This is a genomic window from Leptolyngbya sp. Heron Island J, assembly GCF_000482245.1.
In the GTDB taxonomy this organism is placed as follows: Bacteria; Cyanobacteriota; Cyanobacteriia; order Phormidesmidales; family Phormidesmidaceae; genus Leptothoe.
This window is the reverse complement of the sequence record NZ_AWNH01000070.1, coordinates 161,279-181,556: the sequence shown is the minus strand read 5'-3', so window position 1 is coordinate 181,556 and position 20,278 is coordinate 161,279. Positions and strand designations below refer to the sequence as shown.

Genomic DNA, 20,278 nt, shown 5'->3' with positions numbered 1-20,278 from the left:
TATAGCTTTCCTACTTGATTAATGAGAATGTTCCATACATGTGCATTTTTGGGAAATCAAAAATCTCCAGTGCGCAGAATTGTTCAAATAATGCCTTGAGCCCTATAAAAGAAGGCTTTAATCCAGCCATGCGTCTGACCCACGTTTTCGTCTGTAACCACACATCTTCAATCGGATTTTGAGTCGGATCATTGGGCGCAAATCGAACACAATGTATTCGCCACTTGGATTCTGGCAGACCGGAGTTCAAGGCGCTTAGGGCAGATTTTACTTCTTGAGCGCGATGGTAACTGGCCCCGTCCCATAAAATTAGCAAGCGCTGGTCTGGAAACTGCCGTTGCAAAAACTTCAGGTAGGCCAATGTACACGCCGTATTCCCCTTGTCTTGCGCCTCAATGAAGACACGCTTACTCAGTAAATCCAATGCCCCATAGTAGGTTTGTCGTTCCCGCTCATTGATCATGGGCACCTCGACTCGCTGGTTGCGACGTCCCCAAACATAGCCTTCCAGATCACCACTCATCAGATGACATTCGTCGACAAACAAGACTCTCAACTTGCCGCATTCAATCTCGGTTCGATAGCGTGCCAATAGCCGTTCGATGTCGGCTTTTTTTTCGCAACCAAAGCTGAATCTTTCTTAGGATTGACTTTACTCGTTTTCTTCCAACTCAGTCCCGCTGACTCAAACAAATCGTAGTAACTCTGTTTAGATTCATAACTCACCCCATATTCACTGGCCAGGTGATACTCCAATTCATTCAACGTCCAAATATCTTTGCTTCCTAACCACTCGATAACCGCTGTCTTTTGCGCATGACTCAAATAGCTTTGGCGGCCTTTGTGCCGAGGAGCAAAGCTACTGACTCCTTCGGCTCCATACGCCTGTTTCCACTTCGCGATAAAGCCCATCGAGACGTCCAGAATGCTGACGATTGATTCATAGGTATGCTCTTGATAGAGCAGTTTAACCGCCAGGGCTTTCTTCACCTGACGACTATCACGTTGCGTCTTGATGAAGGCTTTCAATTCCTCGATAGCAGAGGTGTTACTGGAGGATGTTGTTTCCGAACTCATAACGATAAGCAGAGGCGATGCTCTGATGGATACAGGTTCTCTGATCTTACCGATCTACCCTCAAGAATCAAGGCGGATGACTATAGAACTCAGAAATATCATCAAGCTCAAGAAGCCTATGGACAAGTATTTCAAGTTTTAAAGACATTAAAAAAGGTAGAACTGTCTACCAAGCAGTCGATAGCGGCAATAACTTACCACCAGTTGGGTATGGTGTCGCAAGAACTGCGGGAGTATGAGCAGGCGCGATCGCACTATCAGCAGGCCCTCGATATCAAGATTGAATACAACGACCGCTACAGCCAAGCGAGCACGTACCACCAGTTGGGCCGGGTGTCGCAAGAACTGCGGGAGTATGAGCAGGCACGATCGCACTATCAGCAGGCCCTCGATATCTTCATTAAGTACAACGACCGCTACAGCCAAGCGAGCACGTACCACCAGTTGGGCAGCGTGGCGCAAGCGCTGCGGGAGTATGAGCAGGCGCGATCGCACTATCAGCAGGCCCTCGATATCTTTATTGAGTACAACGACCGCTACAGCCAAGCGAGCACGTACTACCAGCTTGGTAAAGTTCTCGAAGAACTAGATAACATTAGTGAGGCTAAAGCTTGTTACTTAGAAGATTTAAAGATCTCGATTGAGTACGATGACAAGAGTGGTTTAGCTACAACACTGAGGAATCTTGCTCGATTTTGTCGTAAATATCCGGATAGTGATTTTGTCGCTGAAATAGCAAATTCTCTGAATGCAACAGTAGAAGAGTTAGAAAAACTCTTTGAAGATTTCAGCAATGATGAATAGCTTTGAGCAAGTACCCTCTCAGGACTGTGTATCTTCTTTTGGCTTTTCCGGTTCGGTATAATCACAAAACGTATGAATCCCCAATTTCAACACCCATAATACTGTCACCGTCGCCAACGCCGGATTGATCGGCAATGTTACCAAATCAATCAACCCCACAATTAACCCGGTCAACAGTACTGCCTGCCCTGGCTTCTTGCTGTACTCTTCTACCTGGGTACGAAAACTCTCATCCCCACAAATCTCTCGCCGCAGGTTCTGCAAAAATACCTCTTTGAGCTTCTTTTTCTCCTCACCATAGGCAGCAGTCCCCGCCGCATCCGCTACCAGGTCTTCAAAGCTAGCATCCAGGTCCCCATCATGCTGGACCAGGTTAACCAGAGCTGGCTGGGTCGGATCATAGGAGCTTAGCAAGTCTTGAGCAGCTTGCAGTTCAGCGGAAGAAAGCTGGGCAGTCATGGGCAGCGGCGATTAAGGTCAGAGGCATTGTAGCCCAACTAAGCAAAACTAAAGACTAAAACCCGACCTCGACGCTGCCAATCTCCTTGATCTTCAGGCAGTGCCCTAATCGCCTCCGCTTCTGACTCTAAGACAAACTGTAACTCTCCAGGTATTACCTTACAATCAACAAACCTGAAGGAGCGATCAATTCCTGCTGCCTGTTCCGCCGCAAAATTTGTCAGCATCTGAGCGCATTTGACCTTACCCCGATGTTGTAGCATCGCTTGCTCCCAAGTTGCCGTGTAGCGAGGCCGATTCTCACTATCGGTCCCTAAACAAGTTGTCTGAAAAAATCTGGGTTGTTCAATATTTCCATAGTTAAAACCCAGAAATACGGTCACTACCGTAAACTTGCCAACCGTATCTTGAGCCACCAGCAAGTTAGCTCCATCATTCATGAAAGCTCGCCAGGTTGATTCATCATCGCAGATCACTGGCTGATAGTCCTTCAAAATATAGCGATGGGGATCTCTAGGGATGTTCGGCAGTTCAGTCATTCCAATGGCGGTTCTTTATCGTTTAATCATGATACAAATAATGCTAGGAAATTTATGAATCTTGCTGAATTAAGGGGACTTAAATGACAGAACTTGAGCAAGCCATAGAAATTGCAGTTGGACTGCACGGAGCTATTACCCGGAATGACTCAGGTTTTATCGCTTGCTTCTCAGATGCTTTGACCGCTGAATCTTACATTGTCTTGATAGAAGAATTTGAGTCCTTGACTGCCGACCGTCAAGATAGATGTGTAGTTGTCATCAAGGTCTCTAGTTTGATGTAGCGTTGACCATTGTTCTCTTAGACTGATAAATCAGCAAGTGTGTTGAGAGGATGTATGAAAAGGGTTTCAACGGGTAAAAAAGTCACATACCCGAATCATCTGAGGCTATGATTTACCTTGCTATGACTCACTCGATGCTCAGGAGACTGGCACGATTTGATACACGTCTTTACCCTTTAAAACATCCCTCTTAAACAGTTTCTCTACTTGCCTTCTGGTAATTGCTGAGTACCACTCGCCAGATTATTCACCGCACTAGCAATATCTAAACCCGTCGTTTGTTTGAGCTGTTCGATAATCGCAATGGCCTGCTTAGCAGTCCCTCCTGTTTGCCCATCAATCATGGTGACATTATGGACATCGACATCAGGCACCGTAGCACTGAGGGTCTTTAACAGCATTTCCAGCTTTTGCAGCAAGAAAATATCGCGGGCATTATCTCCAGCAGCACGCCAGGACTCAGCCAATTGCTTTGTACCTTCAGCCTGAGCTTTACCATCTTCAATGATTTGGGCTGCATCACCCTTAGCCTCTGCTATCGCCCGCTTACATTCAGCCTCGGCTGGCGCGATCACGTCAGCTTTTAGTTGTTCAGTCACCTGTTTGATCCGCTCCTGCTGCACCGGAATTTCAGACTGGAACCGGACCAGTTCGGATGCAATTTCAGCTTCTACCTCAGCGACAACTGCACCCCGTTTAGTCAGGGCATCGTTAATTCGACGCTCAGCTTCAGCTTCAGCAATGCCAGTGTCACGCTCAATCCGGCGAACAGAGGTAATCTTTTCGTTTTCTGCAGTTTGAATCCCAGAGGCTGCCTTGGCTTCTGCTTCTGCGATCCGGGCGTCGCGTTGGAGCTGAGCCTGCTGCTTACGACCGATGGAATCGAGATAGCGTACGTTATCAGAAATATTCTGGATCTGGAGGGTATCGAGCACTAGCCCTAGTTTTTCAAGATCTTCTTCGGCTTCATCTAAGAGACTTTTGGCAAAAGCAATTTTGTCTTCGTTAACCTGCTCCGGGGTGAGGCTGGCAAGAACGCCCCGTAAGTTTCCTTCTAAAGTCTCTTTGGCAATCTTTTCAATGTCTTTGCGGCTCTTACCCAACAGTCTTTCAATGGCATTATGGATAGCGGGTTCTTCACCTGCAACTTTGATGTTGGCGACACCGTCTACCTGGAGCGGAATGCCGCCTTTGGAATAGGCATTGGTCACCTTGAGCTCGATGATCATGTTGGTCAGGTCCATGCGCAGTACCCGTTCTACCAGGGGTTTGCGAATGCTGCTGCCGCCTTTCACCAGGCGATAGCCGACCTTTTTTTGGCCAACTCGCTGTTGAGCCCCAGCAAAGATCAGCACCTCGTTGGGCTGACAAATTTTGTAAAGGTTGCGAATGATTAGGGAGATAACTCCAGAACCACCGCCAAGAATAACGAGTAAAAGAATTAAACCTTCCATGATCAATTGCCCTCCATGTTGGGCTCTACAGTAGTTGCGGCATCAGGCATGGCAGCGGGTTCTAATCGCCGCTGAAAATCTAACTTTTGGTTTAAGGTACCGGTAACATCAATCCCCAGAGTATCGTCTACCTGCTTGAGGAACTGACGCACAACATCGGGGTAAACATTGACGAGACTGGCAATCGCCTGGCCATCACCGTTATCGATTACATTGACATGGTTGAGATGAAGGCGACCTGGAATTTTGGCGGCTTCTTTCAATACCATGTCAATTTGTTGAATCAAAAAGACCTGGGTCGCATCAGTTCCGGTTTCAGCCCAGACCGCAGCTAGCATCTCGTTAACGAGGGCAGCGGCCTTAGCGTTCTCTTCTAGAGCGGCTGCCTGTCCCTTCGCGTGTAGCTCCTGAGCTTGTTTTGCAGCCTGAGCGGGCAGCACTTCATCGGCTTGTAGACGCAGGCGTTCAAGTTCAGCTCGCACGGTTTGGAGCTGCTGCTCGGCTCGGGCTCGGGCTTCTTTGGCGGCGGCAATGGTGCGTTCTTCTTCAGATTTGGCGCGTTCTTCGAGTTCGGCTTTGACTTTACGTAGTTCGTTTTGCTTTTCTTGGACTACGGTCAGGGCCTGAGTTTTGGCCACTTCTGCCTGTCTCTGGCAGTCCGCTTCAATGCGGTCGGCTTCACCAACGGCTTCAGCTTCAGCAATTTCGGCATCGCGAATGATGTTAGCAATCCGACGGCGACCAATGGAGCTGAGGTAATCGACATCGTCGGTGATGCTTTGAATTTTTAGGGTGTCTAAGTGCAGCCCTAGTTTGCCAAGGTCCTTGGCGACATCGGCAGCAATCCGCTCTGCAAAGTTAAGCCGATCTTCGTTGACCTGTTCTGGGGTCAGTAGGGCAACCACACCCCGAAGGTTACCTTCTAGGGTTTCGCGGACTACCCGACGAATTTCTGAGCGGTTACGGCCTAGAAAGCGCTCAATGGCATTGCCGACAACGCTGCGGTTGCTAGAAATTTTGACATTGGCAATGGCCTGAATATTTAACGGTGTGCCCCCTCTAGCATAGGCATTAGTCACTTCCACCGGAATCGGCATGGTGGTCATGTCCATACTTTGCACCCGCTCAATGATGGGCACAACTAGCGTACGACCGCCAAAAACCACCCGATAGCCAACCGTCTGACCATTTCTGTTTTTATATTTACGCCCTGAGATGATCAAAATCTGGTTGGGGTTACAAATTCGCAGACATGTTTTGAGCACTACGATCAGTGCACCAATGCCAAGCAAACCCAGCACCAGGGCGCTACCGCCTAAAACAGCTCCCAACTGGGCTGTATTTTGGTTAGCCTGCGAAATCGTTAGGGCCTGGGCCAGTTCGTAACTAGCAGCCTCAGTGCTAACGGTCTCACTGGTTTCGGCATTGGCCGATAGTTTGGAATCACTTGCTAGGGCAGATTGCCCCAGCAAGAATGTAGGGTGTGTCATGGGTATCCGTTAATGAGTGTGGGTTAGTTCTGTTGGGCAGCGGTTTCGTCTGAAACGACCCAAAGGCGATTCTTCTCAAGATTGACGACGAGCACTTTATCTCCCGGTACGAATTGTTTGGTGTCATCCGTTAATGCCATCATGTGCAACGTGCTACCGCCTAGTTCCAGACAGACTTTGCCTTTACTTTGGGCATCAAAAGGTAGTTCTACGATGCCCACCCGTCCAGCAAAATCTTCGGTGCGAATGAGGCTGTCGGCACGACGGCGGGCCAAGTGACGCAGGAGAATTGCCAGGGTGCCGCCTAGTGCTATACCCATGAGCAAAGCAGCCACGAAAATAATAGAGGCCGACCAGTTTGGCTGCACCCAGCTGAGGCTGAGACCGGTCAGACCAAAGAAAAATCCGCCAACGGTCCAGAATTTGAAACTAGTTAGAATATTCAAGCTAAAGAGGTAGGCCCCTTTGACTTTTTGGAGGAGCTGGAGATCAGTGTCTACTTGAGCATCAAATCCTGCACCTGGGGCATTGCCATCAAGCTCCAGGTCACCCTCAAAATCGGCATCGGCGTCTAACTCCGCATCAAAGTCAGCATCTAACTCCGCATCAAAGTCGGCATCGGCATCGAAATCGGCATCACCGGCACCTCCCAGGGTTGCGATCGCAACAAATACGCCGCCGATAACAAAACAAAACCAATAAATTGACTGCACAGTATCTCCTTAGGGTTCATTCCCTAGTGATAGTCAGATACAGTCTGTGACCTAAAAAATCCTGACAATTTTTAACGATTAGAGGCTCCTGGGGATCGCAAGAACGTTTTCCCTGTCTATATCCTCAGGATTAATAACCATAACCTTGAAGTGGTTACTGCCCATCGACCCCTGTAAACAAGAACATTACCCAATATCGTCCGGATCGATACCCATTTCCTGAAGCCTGGCTTGCAAGCGTTCCAATTTCTTCTGAGTTTCTAACTTAGCCTGCTCTGCCGTTTCAGCCCGCTGTCGTGCTTCTTCAGCTCGCTGTCGTGCTTCTTCAGCTTTTCGTTCTGCCTGTTGCCGTGCCAGAGCTTCTTGCTCAAGCGCTACGGCAAGTTCACTGGGTATTAACAGACGTTCATCATTATCCTGACGATAGAAGCCAATCAGCTGTCCTTCATGAACAAGTCGTAACTTCAGAGCATGACTGATGCCATCACTGATGGGTTCGTACTCTTCACCGCGTAAGCGATATCCCTGAAGGGCAGGCTCTAGCCATTCTTCTTTCGGGTCAAATAGCCAATATTTCTGTACACCTAACTGAGCGTAGAGAGTTTTCTTGAAAACTTCGTCGTTACTGCGAGTCCCCTGAGAGGTCATTTCAAAAACGACCGAGGGCACTTCTCCCTCCTCCCAAATTTTATAGTTGTCCCGACCGCCAGGCGCTACGCCAAAAATTACCATCACGTCCGGCGCAACTCGCAGACGCGGAAACCCCTGGGCATAGTACATAAACTGGTTGCCCAGCACCGTCGCTTGCTGACCCTGCAGATATTGGGTTAGCACCTCGATGGTGACTAACATGGCATAGAGATGGACAAACGTTTCCGCCACGGGCTCTCCGTCAGAACTGGGATAGACAATGGTGGCTTCTGCCTCAGACTGAGGTGTAGGAATAGTTGTAACCATAGTCCATACAGCGAATGTATGTACTCATCATATCCTAGGCACTCCAGTAGCCTGCAAGCGTCGAATCCTTTGGGGGATATCGACCCCAGTGAACAAGCACCGTCTGACAAAATTTATCTGGTACTTGGTCAGCCTATCCCCTATAATTAGGGGCTGGAATATTCCTAAATTAGGAGACTAAACGCATATGGCGCGATATAGAGGTCCTCGCCTCCGCATTACTCGCCGTCTGGGTGAACTGCCCGGTCTAACCCGGAAGGTTGCCCGGAAGGCGTATCCTCCTGGTCAGCATGGTCAGGCGCGGAAGAAAAAATCTGAATACTGCATTCGACTCGAAGAGAAGCAAAAACTTCGTTACAACTATGGCGTATCCGAGCGTCAGCTACTGCGCTATGTGAAAAAAGCACGTCGTGCGAGTGGTTCTACTGGGCAGGTGATTCTGCAACAGCTAGAAATGCGCTTGGACAACACTATATTTCGACTGGGCATGGGACCTACAATTCCCGCTGCTCGCCAGGTCGTTAACCATGGTCACATCACTGTCAACGGTCGCGTTGTTAGCATTCCTAGCTACCAGTGTCGCCCTGGTGACGTGATTGGCGTTCGTAGTAAGGAAGCTTCCAAAAAGCTGGTGGAATCTAACCTGGAATTTCCTGGTTTGGCTAATATTCCTACCCATCTGGAGTTTGATAAGAACAAGCTCGAAGCTAAAGTTAATAGCATCATCGAACGTGAATGGATAGCCCTCAACATTAACGAGCTACTCGTGGTTGAGTACTACTCCCGTAAAGCGTAGACCGACTGTCGCTCTACTTGAACACGTTAGGCATGCGGTTATGTATGTCTACTGGGCGTTGCTGATACTCGATCGGGTTTAGTCCTAGATTTTGATTATTTGATCAAAAGCGGTTAACCCAAATCGAAACAGTCCTCCAAATCAGCAATTGCTCTTACCGCGCTAGTTTAGTTATTTCCATTTGCCCCTGAGGTCCGTCAGCCTGAGGGGTTTTTTATGGCTACAGTGGCATCCAAGATAAGACAATCAGCTGCCCCTTGACGACTCCGATCCGGAGCTCATAGATAAACTCGTAGCGATCTTCGTTTCTATCCCAAGCTGTAATCCATAGCTCATAGACGCGAGCATTGCGTTCGTAGCAAGGCAGCTGTCGTAAAACATCGATTTGATGACCGCGATAGCTTTGTAGAAGATCTGCAACAGCAGCCGTGACAGCTGATGTATAGTGTTGCTCTGAGTAAATTCTCGGAAATGCCATGGATCAACGCCCAGAAGCGATGGTGATTGTTTTCATTAGCTACGTGACGTTACGGAATGGGCTTATGGTTGCATCAGATGTGTAAAGTTTTTGAGAAAACGTTCTAGGACTGTGTCAAGCTGGGAAACCGATAGGCAAGTGGCAAATAGTTGTTGATGAGCATTAATTCAGAACGGCTGCGAACATTGATCAATCGTGCTCAGCGGCTAACCGAAGCAGAGGCACTGGCAGATCTTCCTATCCCAGTGACTGAACGGTTAAAAACAGAATCTTCTACGCCGCTAGTGGCTGCGCTAGGGTTGAGCGATGCCCTTTGGATTGATAATCCCTACAAAGGTGAAAAGGGGGCCTCAAGGGCGGTGCGAGTAATTCAGCGCGATGAGGCGTTAATTCGAGCATTAGCGTTCTATCGCCTTAAAGGGGGGAAAGACCTCGAAAAAACAGCTGCTTTTTTTGAAGAGACCTTTGCGACAGAAAGTAAGCATGATGGCCAGGTAAAGCATGCGGATTAGACGCTGTTACTGGTGATGGTTGATCGTGTGGGGAATTAAAGAATGGGGTTTTTCTAGATCGTAGGTATGCATCAGGCGATCATCTCCCATAATCTCCCTGGGAGGTCCATCGGCAACAATCTTGCCCTGATACATTATTAGAGCGCGATCGCAAACCTCTAACAAAAACTCCAGATCGTGGGACGCAATCACCATAGTTTGCTGCAGCCCTTGCATAAACGTGATCAACCGGCGGCGGCTGCGAATATCCAGACTAGCGGTGGGTTCATCATAAAGAACGATTTGGGGCTTCATCGCCAGCAGCCCAGCAATGGCCACCATCTGCTTTTCCCCACCCGACAAATGATGGGGCGGTCGCTCTGCTAAAGGCTGTAACCCAGTCAGCGCAATAGCTGCATCCACACGTTCTTCTACCTGGTGCGGCGGCAGATTCATATTAGCCGGACCAAAGCGAATATCTTCTCGCACCGATGCCGAAAACAACTGGTTGTTCGGATTTTGAAACAACAACCCAATTTGAGGATTAAACCCGCCAGTGACCACCGGTTTATCCATCAGTCGCACTGTGCCAGACGTTGGTGTGAGTGCACCACACAAGGTCATAAATAGGGTTGTTTTACCACAGCCATTATGGCCAATAATTCCAACTCGCTGACCAGGGGAAATTTGCAGACAGATATCGTCAAGTACCTGGGGCCGATCGGGATAAGAAAAACACAGATGTTCAACAGCAATTGCCGCAACCGTTGCTGGCAACACAACAGAATCAACTGTTTTCTTGGGTAGTAGAGACGTCATAGATACTACTCAGAGAGTAAGAGCGTGAGATTTGAAGAGATTTAAATAAGTTTTTATTTTTGAGGTGCTGAGTTAAAGGAATTAGTCTGGGTTCTTAAGGTTTTAATTGGGAAAGGCAGGTTAAACCTATGCTCCAGGCAACACCTACCACACCTGGAGGCCAATTAACGTCAGGCTAATGGTAGCGCACAATCCTATGGCCGCAATATCTGAGCTCCGACCCCAGCCTCGCAGCTGGGAGGCACTATTACGGCTGTGGCCATAGCCTCGCAAACGCATGGCTTTATAGACCCGTTCTGATTGTTCATAACTGCGCACGAGCAGGGTGCCGGTGACCGCCGCTAGTTGCTGCCAGCTCTGGCGACTGCCAGTGGGTTGAAAGCCTCGCAGCCGCATGGCCTGGCGTAACAGGGCAAGCTGATCAGAAATATCAAACAGATAGCGATAGGCCAGCAGCGCCATTTCTGCCAGCAATGAGGGTAACCCCAAAGAGACCAGAGTGTCCATCAGGGTTAGCAGCGGCGTCGTGCCCAATAACAACATACCTAGGGTGACAATGGAGAGAAATCGTCCAGCAATCAGCCCCATGGCCAGTAGTCCTTCCTGGCGAATGGCCAACGGTCCCCACTGCCAGAGAATGGTGTTGCCGGACAACAGCGGCAGGGCGATGACCATGCCGAGGAGAAAGAGACCGGGATAGCGCAGGCGCGATCGCAAAAATGACCAGGGCAGTCCCGATAACAGATACAGCCCAGCCGTCACCAACAGACAAATCGGCACCAGTTGCACCTGCTGCACACTAGCAAACCCCAGCATCAACAGTCCCAGTCCCACTAATTTGGCCCGAGGCCACCAACGATGGAGGGGAGACTCCAACGCAGCATAGGGATCAAGCGTTAGTCGCATAGCTGCTCTCCCGATGGTCGCACCGATTGATTATGCCTAGTCGACGGCATGACTAGGCCAGTCAACAGTTCCGGTTTTGTTCGCTGTAAAAATGTCACAATCAGTGCCGTAAAGATACCCTCAACAATGACCAAAGGACCATGGGCAAGACCTAAGGTCAGTAGCGCCGCCCGTTCGGTGGCCACATCAAAGCCGACAGGCACTGCAAAGATTAAGATGCTGATAAAAAAAGTAACCGCCAGAAGCATGCCAATGGCACCCGCCAAAAACCCACTCACCCCATAGCGCAGCGATGGCTTCAGCGACTGGGGTAGCCAACGTCGTAGTTGAAAAACGCCATGGGCAGTCAGGGCCGGCACACCGATAATAATGGCGTTTACTCCCAGAGTGGAAAACCCACCGTGACCTAAAAATAGGGCCTGGAAAAACAAACCAATCAGGATAGCTAAAAACGCGTGATAGCCCAGGACAGCTCCTAGTAGGCCACTGAGTACCAAATGCAAACTGACGGGCGGCAGTGGAATTTGGATCGACGATGCCACAAAGAAGGCCGCAGCTAGCATAGCCGCCTTAGGCATCTGGGTAGTCGGATCTGAATGCCGGTTAATTTGTCGTAAACATTGCCAGGTAACAAACCCACTGAGACCATACCCAACAATGCACAGCTGGGGGGGTACAAAACCATCTGGAATATGCACTAGGAGTTTTTACCTCGTGAAAAAAATAATACTGTCCCAATCAACCCCCAAAAGGCGGCTCCGGCACTGGCCCAACGTTGTACGGGGCTGGTAGCGGGGTCTGATGTAGCCACAATGGCGGTTGTAGACTCAGTTTCAGTGTGCTGGGGCTGGACTGCTACTTGGGTAGTGCCGACTGGCACGCTGACAGTTGTGCCATGCCCCGCCTGCCGAATCACGACCTCCCAATTACCGTTAGTATCGGGTTGAAATTCAAATTCTCCTTGCGCGTTGGTTTGGCCGGTGATCCTGGGTTCACTGGGATCTTCGGGGCTATAGACCAGGACCTGAGCGGAGGCCATCGGCTGTCCAGATGAATAACTGGCTTTCACCGAAAAGGTTTGGGTGACGGTTGCGATCGCAGCATGACTCCACCCAGGTTGACCGCACAGCAGCACCAAACCCACACTATAAAACCATGGACTCAGCCTGAATAAAGACTTCAATCGGACTAAACCCTGACTGGGGATAGACATCGTGGATGCACATGAGGAATTTTCCCCAATCAGTTAATCGCCTTCTCTTCTATATATTCAATGCCCCAGGGGGGGACATGGGCTGAGTAAACGCCCAAAACAACAAAGTCGCCAACGCCCAAGGTTAGGCACTGGCGACTTTAACGCAAATTGGAAGACTCAATTAACCCTGGAGAAGGGATAAAGAAGTTAACACCTAGCGGATGCTGGTGGTCGACAAACGACTAGCCAGAAGTTCAGGAGCCGTCAAAACCTGAGCATAGAAAGGACCATGATTGGCAGTGTCCTGAGCCAGGCGAATATTCTGCACCCGACTGGCCAATTCAGTACTTTTCACATCGTAGGTTTGGGTAGCCAGCTTGGGATAGAGACCAATGCCAATGATGGGCACCAGCAGACTAATAGCCACAAACGCTTCGCGGGGCTTGATATCCCAAGACGTATTGTCAGGAATTTCCAACTCGCCAGGGTTACCAAAGAAGATGCGACGCAGCATCGACAGCAGATAAATCGGAGAAAGAATTATACCGATAGCCGCCAAAATCACAATGGCTGCCTTGAAGAAAGTACTGTAGGCATCGCTGGTGGAAAAGCCCAGGAAGACAGCTAGTTCAGCCACAAAGCCGCTCATACCCGGCAGGGCCAAAGATGCCATCGCACCAGCTGTAAACATACCGAAGGCAACCGGCATTGCTTTGCCCATGCCGCCCATCTTGTCCATAGCCAGGGTGTGGGTACGCTCGTAAGCGACTCCAGACAAGAAGAAGAGAACTGCCGCAATCAAACCGTGGGAGATCATCTGTAGCAGCGCACCGCTGAGACCCAGGGTAGTAAATGCCGCTAAACCGAGTAGTACAAATCCCATGTGCGCCACAGAGGAATAGGCCATGCGACGCTTGAGGTTGTCTTGACCAAAAGCGGCCAGGGAAGCGTAAACGATGTTGATTACACCCAAAATTGCCAGGACAGGTGCAAAGTAAACATGGGCATCGGGCAACATCTCGATGTTCATCCGAATCAGACCGTAGCCTGCCATCTTCAGCAGCACACCCGCCAGAATCATGGATACCGGTGCCGGTGCCTCACTGTGGGCATCCGGTAGCCAGGTATGAAACGGAAATACTGGCAGTTTGACACCAAATGCAATCAAAAAGCCGGTATAGGCTAACAGCTGCATCGGTAAGGAATAGTCCTTAGCCGCTAACTCACTGAAGTTAAAGGTGAGGTTGTCACCGTAGAAGGCCATGCCCAAGGCTGCTAGCAGAATGAAGATAGAGCCAATAGCCGTGTAGAGAATAAACTTAGTCGCTGCATAGAGGCGCTTCTGACCACCCCAGATAGAAATCAGCAGATAGACCGGTACCAGTTCTAGCTCCCACATGATGAAAAACATCAGCATGTCCTGAGACAGAAAGACACCGACCTGAGCGCTGTACATCAGTAGCAGCAGTGAAAAATAAAGACGTGGCTTGAGGGTAATGTTCCAGGACGCAATCACCGCCAGCGTGGTGACCAGACCGCTCAAAATCACTAAAGGCATGGACAAACCGTCCGCTGCCAATGACCAGTTAAGACCGATTTGAGGGACCCAGGCAAAATTGTCAACTAGCTGTAAGCCGTTTTGATTGAGATCGTAATAGTTAGCAAACGTATAAAGAATGAGGCCAAGTTCTGCTAAGCAAGCGCCAAGGGTATACCAGCGGAGGGACTTACCTTCGCTATCTGGTAGCAAAGGAATGGGGATAGCCGCTAGAAGAGGAAAAAGGACTAGCGCTGTTAGCCACGGAAAGTGTTCAACGATCATGCCAACTCATGCGTACAACTCGTAGAGGCGCATTTTACCGAGAGGCAGTTGGTCTAGCTTAAAGCGAGAAGGCTTAGTCTTAGCAACGTACCCTGTCAGGGGAACTACTGTTTTCGCGGCGGCCTTAGTCGAAGAGGTCGGAGGAATTCAGAAGCACGTGTGCGTTAAAAAACACTAGGCTAACTTACCGGACGGCGATGAGGAAAAATACCTATTGAAATACGCCCAGTCACAGTATATGTAATTTAGTTAACTTTTGATAAGGTCAAAAGGCATTAAAAATCATTTGTTTTTCTTAATTGCCTTAATATATAAAGCTCATGGAAAGATGTTGAGCTATCACAGATAAATAGTGGATATGAGGGTAATCAATCACACTTATGTAAATGTAAATTAATAAAAATCTGGCCAGAGGATTTTTGATGTTAAGTCCAGGGTCAACGCCATACCGTAAACCGTGGCAGACATTAGCCGAGCAAACTGGCTTGAGTACCGTTTAGATCAATAACTAGCTGATGGATGGTGTAGGGGATATTGGCTAATTGCCAGGCACTGCCCAGGGTGCGACAGACAGTTGGTACTGCCTCAGGGCTAGTCAAGGCCAATAGGGTAGGACCAGCACCGCTGATCACCAGTCCCCAGGCTCCAGTCGCAAGGGCACTGGCATGGATATCGTCGTAGTTGGGAATCAGAGTTTTGCGATAAGGCTGATGGATGCGATCGCAAAGCGCCGTTTTCAACCAGTCCCCCTTACCCGCCGTCAGCGCTTGAGTTAGTAACCCCAGGTGAGCCGTATTGAAAATAGCATCGGCACGACTGTAGCTTGCGGGTAGCACCCGACGGGCATCAACGGTGGCCAGCTCAAAATCTGGAATGGCTACGACTGGCACAATCGATTCGTGCCAGGGAATCTGACAGATCGTTAGGGGACCGTTGGTCCCATAGACAGCCAATTGACAGCCTCCCAGTAAAGCCGGGACAACATTGTCTGGATGGCCTTCTAGCTGAGTCGCCAGGGTAGCTAGCTGATGCTGATTGAGGGGACTGCCTGCTAGCAGATTTGCACCGACCAGACCACCAACAATGGCGGTAGAGGAGCTGCCTAACCCTCGAGCCAGAGGAACATGCAGGTCAATGTCAATGTGGACGGGAGGGGTGGGCTTATTGATTTGGTTGTAAAACGCTTCGTAGGACTTATAGACCAGGTTGTCGGGGCCAGTGCTGAGACGAGCGGCTTCTTTGCCAGTGATGGTGATGGTTAACCTATCGGCTGGGGTGAAGGTGAAGTGGTTATGGAGAGTGAGGGCTGCACCAAGGCAGTCAAAACCGGGACCAATGTTAGCGGTGGTTGCGGGGACTGTGACTTGGGCAGTTTGAGACATTGTGGGTCTTTGGAGAGCGATAAGGAGAGGAGACGGCCCGGTCAGGGATACGGTTTTCTTCTGAAAACCAGGAAAAGACGCAACATCAGCAGGGGCACTCCCTTATGGGTGCCCCTGGAACTGTCAAAAAATGGGGTTCAACCAATCAGTATTTCAGATCAGAAGTACCCATGGCTATCAAGGGCCGTTTTTAATCGGCTAATGACATCGGCGACTGCGATCGCACCCAAATCCCCATCTTGGCGCGTACGAATACTCAGACTGTTAGCCTCGACTTCCTTAGCACCAATCACAGCCATCACCGGGATCTTCGCTTTCTCCGCATTACGCACCATCTTGCCAAGACGTTCACCACTGCGATCAACAATCACACGCATACCCAGCTGCAGCATCTGGTCAGCGACCTGCTCCGCAAAGGGAAGCTGCTCAGCCGTAACCGGCATCAGCCGCACCTGCTCAGGAGCCAGCCAGAGGGGAAATAGCCCAGCATATTCTTCGATCAAAATACCAATCAGACGTTCCAAAGAGCCAAACGGAGCCCGATGGATCATCACCGGACGCTGACGGGTGCCATCGTCAGCCACATATTCCAGATTGAACCGCTCGGGTAGGTTGTAATCTACCTGAGTAGTTCCCAGCTGCCATTCCCGACCCAGAGCATCGGTAAAGATGAAGTCCAACTTAGGACCATAGAAAGCCGCTTCACCAATACCCTCAAAATGCTCCATACCCAAGGTTTCCACCGCCCGACGGATAGCGTTCTGGGATTTTTCCCAGGCTTCATCGGAGCCGATGTATTTATCAGAGTCAGGATCGCGAAAGCTGAGTCGAGCCTTGAAATTCTTGAGCTGGAGGCTGTTAAAGACGGCCAAAATCAGATCAACCACCTTAAGAAATTCAGCATCAAGCTGGTCCGGTGTGACAAACAAATGAGCATCGTCCACCGTAAAGCCACGCACCCGCGTTAGCCCCCCTAGCTCGCCAGACTGCTCATAGCGATAGACCGTGCCAAACTCGGCCAGCCGCATGGGCAGTTCCTTATAGGAGCGCAGTTCGTTTTTATAAATCTGGATATGGAAAGGGCAGTTCATCGGCTTCATGACAAAGCCCTGTTCCGCCGCGCGATCATCATCAGTTTCCGCCATCATCGGAAACATATCTTCGCTGTACTTTTGCCAATGGCCAGACGTTTTGAACAGGTCCACCTTGGCAATATGGGGAGTCACCACAGGCAGATAGCCACGTTTCACCTGCTCCTGTTTGAGAAAGTCTTCCAGAGTAGAGCGCAGCAAGGTACCTTTTGGCGTCCATAGGGGTAGTCCAGGGCCAACGTCTTCGGAAAATAAGAACAGGCCTAGCTCTTTGCCAAGCTTACGGTGATCGCGCTTTTTAGCTTCCTCACGACGGCGCTTATACTCCTGCAGCTGCTCCGGTGTTTCCCAGGCAGTACCATAAATGCGCTGCAGCTGAGCTTTGGTTTCATCCCCACGCCAGTAAGCCCCAGCCACGCTTTCCAGGTCAAAGGCTTTAGGATTTAATTTGCGAGTACTTTCGACATGGGGGCCCGCGCACAAATCCCACCACTGCTCACCCAGGTGATAAAGGGTGATCGGCTCTTCAATGCTGTCTAGAATTTCCAGTTTGTAGGGTTCCCCCAGGGCTTCAATGCGCTGCTTGGCTTCTTCCCGCGATACCTCTTCGCACTCAACTGGATAATCTTTTTTAATGATTTTAATCATCTCCTTCTTGATCATTTTTAGATCTTTGTCAGAGAAGGGATCAGGATTGTCAAAATCATAGTAGAACCCATAGTCGGTCCAGGGGCCAATGGTGACCTGAGCCTTAGGAAATAGCCGTTGTACAGCCATTGCCATCACATGGGAAAAGGTGTGGCGAATGCGCTTGAGATCTTCAGATTCGTCTGTTTTGGGAAGGTATATGTTTTCAGACTCAGCCATGGAAACTGCTCGGGTTTATATGCCGCATCTTAGCTTAGACAGGCGCTACAGCTTTGACAATATCTGATTCAAATTCAGTAATTCAAATTCAGTAAATGTCGAATATGGAACTGTAGGCTTATCAGGACATCGGGACCCGCTGATTGTACGTTTGTATTGAAATCTTTCTAAAGAGTTATGCTAAACGGAAACCAGTGTGGTATCTTTTATCATTGTGAAATTCATTGCTTGCGATAGGTAGCGTATGCCCTCCGATATAGGGCCTGAATTTCAATGTACGACGAAATTTTTTCGGAAAATTAAATCCATTCATTTATGGCTAAAACCACAACAGCTGCTCCATTGGCGTTGCATCCAATGGCTAAGTTTCAGCGCCAAGTGACATCCCTTGTAGAATCTGACGTCATCAAGCCCACCGATAAACTCTGGAAAATAGCGTTTCTGTTTAGAGACAGCTGGGAGCATTGGAAACAGGAGCTTGAAGAGTTTGAGTTTTCTATGCAAGACCCAATTAGCGATCTACTGGCAGTGGAAAGTTGGGAAGAAGAACTCTAGCCTGAGATCGCCTCTCAGGTGGCCCAGGCGCTGTCCTAGATCAGCAAAGTTAAAGACAGCCACAGGGCTGCAAATGGTACCAGAAAAAATACCCCTACGACATAGGCAATCGCTACGATGCGATAGTTTCGAGCTGTTGTTGCTAGTTGTTGTGCCATAGCTAACGGCATAGCCCGCAGCGGTGGTAGGCCATAAATCAAACCGACGGCCAGCAGGTTAAAGCTCAAATGCACCAGGGCAAGCTGCAGGGCCACGGGGTTGGCTAGTGCCAAAGTGGCCATTAGGGCCGTAATACAGGTGCCGATATTGGCTCCTAGAACAAATGGATAAACGTCTTGCAGTGTGACCAAGCCAGCCCCAGCTAGGGGCACCATCAAGCTAGTGGTCATAGAAGAAGATTGCACTAGGGCGGTTATGGCAGCACCGGTTGCCAGACCGCCAATTCCCGAGCCATGGCCCGTTGCCCAATGAATAGTGTTCTTAACTGGGGTATCTAGCCAATGCTTCATCAGCCAACTTAGGGCCGTCACAGAAATCATTAGCCCCCCGACGCTGGCGCTAAACAGCAGCAGCGAATCCCAGGGACCAGGCATGCTGTTAACGCCGTAGGCCATCAGCCAGCGGGATGGATGTAACAACCAGTCCATGGGAGCTAGCCAGTTTTCTAGCATAAAATCGGCACTCAAGGTTTGGCGTAATAACCACTGACTTAGCTGTTCTAAGGGGTGCAGCCCTAACTCCAGAGGAAAGAAAATTAGCAAAGCGACTAGGTTAAAGCAGTCGTGTATCGTCGCGGCGGCAAATCCTCGTTCAAACTCTTCATCATTGCCAACATAGCCCAGACTGACGAGGGTGTTGGTGATTGTGGTACCGAGGTTAGCTCCCATCACCATGGGGATGGCAGTCGCCAGAGGTAAGCCTCCAGCCACGAAGCCAACTAACAAGGTCGTAACAACGCTGGATGACTGCATCAGGGCAGTGGCTAAAATCCCTAGCAACAGACCCAGCCAGGGATTAGCAGCCAGGGTCAACAGCGCTTCAACCTGGGGACCGAGAATGGATTGAAACCCGATATTCAGCCAGTCTATGGAGGCGAACAGACCATAGACCGCAAGTAAGGCTCCCCCGGCATACAGCCAGGATTGTCCTAAACTAAGGGTCTGAGACTCGGATGTGTTGCTGGCTGCTGATTCCTCGGCAGGGCTAACGGCTGTTGACGAGGCAGCGGTCGTCACAGTGGCTGTTTGATCAGCATCGACAATGGAATTTGAGTCGCTTTGAGAAGAAGGAGTCACCATGAACGTTGAGGCACTAATTAACTGGGTTGAAGCCTGGGCACCGCCTGCGTGGCAGGAGTCTTGGGATAACTGTGGCTGGCAGATTGAACCGGGTATTTTGTCTCAACCGGCAGGGGTATTGGTCTGCTTAACGCCAACGCTGGCAGTGATGGCCGAAGCCATTCGGCTTAAGCAGGAGGGTGCCCCAGTCAACCTGATATTTGCGCACCATCCGTTAATTTTTAGTCCGCTTAAGTCTGTGGCGGCAGGTAATCCCATCGGGGATATGGTGCGCCTAAGCATAACCCATAGCATCGGCGTGTACAGTGCCCATACCAATTTTGATCAGGTGGCTGATGGGACGGCGGATCGGCTGGCTCAGCTGTTGGGCTTGCAGAATGCGATACCGGTGGTACCGACCCAGAATGAGCTGGGCTACGGTCGAGTGGGAAATTTGCCCAGGTCACAATCATTGGATGAACTGCTGGCCATAATCCAAGCTAAGCTCAATCCACCTAATTTAATCCATTCACCGACGGCAGATTTACACCAGATGATTGAGCGGGTGGCTGTCCTGGGAGGCTCAGGGGCCAGCTTTATGGGAGCAGTGGCCAAAACGGGAGCTCAGGCTTATCTAACGTCTGATTGTAAGTTTCATCAGTTTCAAGAAGGGCGCGATCTCAACCTCATCCTGATCGACGCCGGTCACTATGCCACCGAACGCCCCGCCTGTGCCAAGCTTGTCGAAAAATTCCAACAACAGGGTGTCGCCTGGACCCAACTCAGTACCACTGACGAAGACTTTCGTCAGTTTTGGTAGTA

General features: G+C 49.9%; 23 protein-coding genes. 6 read left to right on the top strand and 17 right to left on the bottom strand.

Going from position 1 to position 20,278, the window contains the following annotated elements:
* Positions 1–10: 10 nt before the first annotated feature.
* Positions 11–547: a transposase gene (locus tag N836_RS77140; protein ID WP_268744293.1), complete on the bottom strand. Its 537-nt coding sequence runs from the start codon at positions 545–547 to the stop codon at positions 11–13.
* Between the two features lie 5 nt (positions 548–552).
* A complete protein-coding gene (locus N836_RS77135; RefSeq protein ID WP_023070088.1) occupies positions 553–1,077 on the bottom strand; it encodes a helix-turn-helix domain-containing protein in 525 nt (174 codons plus the stop codon).
* Here N836_RS77135 and N836_RS77130 point away from each other — a divergent pair.
* Positions 1,006–1,881, top strand: coding sequence for a tetratricopeptide repeat protein (locus N836_RS77130; RefSeq protein WP_268744318.1), 876 nt, complete (start codon positions 1,006–1,008; stop codon positions 1,879–1,881). The two genes, N836_RS77135 and N836_RS77130, sit on opposite strands and share 72 nt — an antisense overlap.
* Positions 1,882–1,899: 18 nt before the next feature.
* Here N836_RS77130 and N836_RS59305 read toward each other — a convergent pair whose 3' ends face one another.
* A complete protein-coding gene (locus N836_RS59305; RefSeq protein WP_023074306.1) occupies positions 1,900–2,340 on the bottom strand; it encodes a hypothetical protein in 441 nt (146 codons plus the stop codon).
* 38 nt (positions 2,341–2,378) lie between these two features.
* Positions 2,379–2,879, bottom strand: coding sequence for a hypothetical protein (locus N836_RS59300; RefSeq protein WP_023074305.1), 501 nt, complete (start codon positions 2,877–2,879; stop codon positions 2,379–2,381).
* Positions 2,880–2,962: 83 nt separating this feature from the next.
* Between N836_RS59300 and N836_RS59295 the strand changes: the two genes are divergently transcribed.
* Positions 2,963–3,163 (top strand): hypothetical protein, encoded by a 201-nt coding sequence (locus tag N836_RS59295; protein WP_023074304.1) that lies wholly within the window; start codon positions 2,963–2,965, stop codon positions 3,161–3,163.
* 203 nt (positions 3,164–3,366) lie between these two features.
* Here N836_RS59295 and N836_RS59290 read toward each other — a convergent pair whose 3' ends face one another.
* From N836_RS59290 to N836_RS59275, 4 genes are all read right to left on the bottom strand, one after another.
* A complete protein-coding gene (locus N836_RS59290; protein ID WP_023074303.1) occupies positions 3,367–4,617 on the bottom strand; it encodes a flotillin family protein in 1,251 nt (416 codons plus the stop codon).
* A 2-nt stretch (positions 4,618–4,619) separates the two neighbouring features.
* Complete coding sequence (locus tag N836_RS59285) at positions 4,620–6,107, bottom strand: flotillin family protein (protein ID WP_023074302.1); 1,488 nt, start codon at positions 6,105–6,107, stop codon at positions 4,620–4,622.
* Positions 6,108–6,130: 23 nt separating this feature from the next.
* Positions 6,131–6,820: an OB-fold-containig protein gene (locus N836_RS59280; protein ID WP_023074301.1), complete on the bottom strand. Its 690-nt coding sequence runs from the start codon at positions 6,818–6,820 to the stop codon at positions 6,131–6,133.
* A gap of 186 nt (positions 6,821–7,006) precedes the next feature.
* A complete protein-coding gene (locus N836_RS59275) occupies positions 7,007–7,777 on the bottom strand; it encodes a Uma2 family endonuclease (protein WP_023074300.1) in 771 nt (256 codons plus the stop codon).
* Positions 7,778–7,964: 187 nt separating this feature from the next.
* Here N836_RS59275 and rpsD point away from each other — a divergent pair, with 187 nt between their 5' ends.
* Positions 7,965–8,573, top strand: a complete 609-nt coding sequence (gene rpsD / locus N836_RS59270) for a 30S ribosomal protein S4 (protein WP_023074299.1) — start codon at positions 7,965–7,967, stop codon at positions 8,571–8,573.
* A 220-nt stretch (positions 8,574–8,793) separates the two neighbouring features.
* On the opposite strand, the gene N836_RS59265 is transcribed toward rpsD, so the two are convergent.
* A complete protein-coding gene (locus N836_RS59265; protein ID WP_023074298.1) occupies positions 8,794–9,051 on the bottom strand; it encodes a hypothetical protein in 258 nt (85 codons plus the stop codon).
* Positions 9,052–9,206: 155 nt separating this feature from the next.
* Between N836_RS59265 and N836_RS59260 the strand changes: the two genes are divergently transcribed.
* On the top strand, positions 9,207–9,563 hold the full coding sequence (locus tag N836_RS59260; RefSeq protein ID WP_023074297.1) for a hypothetical protein: 357 nt from the start codon (positions 9,207–9,209) through the stop codon (positions 9,561–9,563).
* Between the two features lie 6 nt (positions 9,564–9,569).
* On the opposite strand, the gene N836_RS59255 is transcribed toward N836_RS59260, so the two are convergent.
* The 7 genes from N836_RS59255 to thrS all read right to left on the bottom strand — a co-directional run bounded on the left by N836_RS59255 (position 9,570) and on the right by thrS (position 17,624).
* Entirely contained in the window at positions 9,570–10,361 is a 792-nt protein-coding gene (locus tag N836_RS59255; protein WP_023074296.1) for an energy-coupling factor ABC transporter ATP-binding protein, read from the bottom strand.
* Positions 10,362–10,505: 144 nt separating this feature from the next.
* Positions 10,506–11,267: a cobalt ECF transporter T component CbiQ gene (cbiQ, locus tag N836_RS59250; RefSeq protein ID WP_023074295.1), complete on the bottom strand. Its 762-nt coding sequence runs from the start codon at positions 11,265–11,267 to the stop codon at positions 10,506–10,508.
* Entirely contained in the window at positions 11,258–11,965 is a 708-nt protein-coding gene (gene cbiM, locus N836_RS59245; RefSeq protein WP_023074294.1) for a cobalt transporter CbiM, read from the bottom strand. Before cbiM ends, cbiQ begins: the two co-directional genes overlap by 10 nt.
* The gene (locus N836_RS59240; RefSeq protein WP_023074293.1) at positions 11,965–12,480 is read right to left on the bottom strand and encodes a carboxypeptidase-like regulatory domain-containing protein; all 516 of its coding nucleotides are present in this window, start codon (positions 12,478–12,480) and stop codon (positions 11,965–11,967) included. Before N836_RS59240 ends, cbiM begins: the two co-directional genes overlap by 1 nt.
* 196 nt (positions 12,481–12,676) lie before the next feature.
* Positions 12,677–14,284, bottom strand: coding sequence for an NAD(P)H-quinone oxidoreductase subunit 4 (locus N836_RS59235; RefSeq protein ID WP_023074292.1), 1,608 nt, complete (start codon positions 14,282–14,284; stop codon positions 12,677–12,679).
* Positions 14,285–14,751: 467 nt separating this feature from the next.
* On the bottom strand, positions 14,752–15,666 hold the full coding sequence (gene thrB, locus N836_RS59230) for a homoserine kinase (RefSeq protein ID WP_023074291.1): 915 nt from the start codon (positions 15,664–15,666) through the stop codon (positions 14,752–14,754).
* Positions 15,667–15,824: 158 nt separating this feature from the next.
* On the bottom strand, positions 15,825–17,624 hold the full coding sequence (thrS, locus tag N836_RS59225; protein ID WP_023074290.1) for a threonine--tRNA ligase: 1,800 nt from the start codon (positions 17,622–17,624) through the stop codon (positions 15,825–15,827).
* 315 nt (positions 17,625–17,939) lie between these two features.
* Here thrS and N836_RS59220 point away from each other — a divergent pair, with 315 nt between their 5' ends.
* Positions 17,940–18,179 carry a DUF4327 family protein gene (locus tag N836_RS59220; protein WP_023074289.1) on the top strand — a complete coding sequence of 80 codons (240 nt, stop codon included), beginning with the start codon at positions 17,940–17,942 and terminating at the stop codon, positions 18,177–18,179.
* Between the two features lie 35 nt (positions 18,180–18,214).
* Here N836_RS59220 and N836_RS59215 read toward each other — a convergent pair whose 3' ends face one another.
* On the bottom strand, positions 18,215–19,477 hold the full coding sequence (locus N836_RS59215) for a Na/Pi symporter (protein ID WP_023074288.1): 1,263 nt from the start codon (positions 19,475–19,477) through the stop codon (positions 18,215–18,217).
* On the opposite strand from N836_RS59215, the gene N836_RS59210 reads away from it, so the two are divergent.
* On the top strand, positions 19,476–20,276 hold the full coding sequence (locus tag N836_RS59210; protein WP_023074287.1) for a Nif3-like dinuclear metal center hexameric protein: 801 nt from the start codon (positions 19,476–19,478) through the stop codon (positions 20,274–20,276). The genes N836_RS59215 and N836_RS59210 overlap by 2 nt on opposite strands.
* The last annotated feature ends 2 nt before the right edge of the window (positions 20,277–20,278 follow it).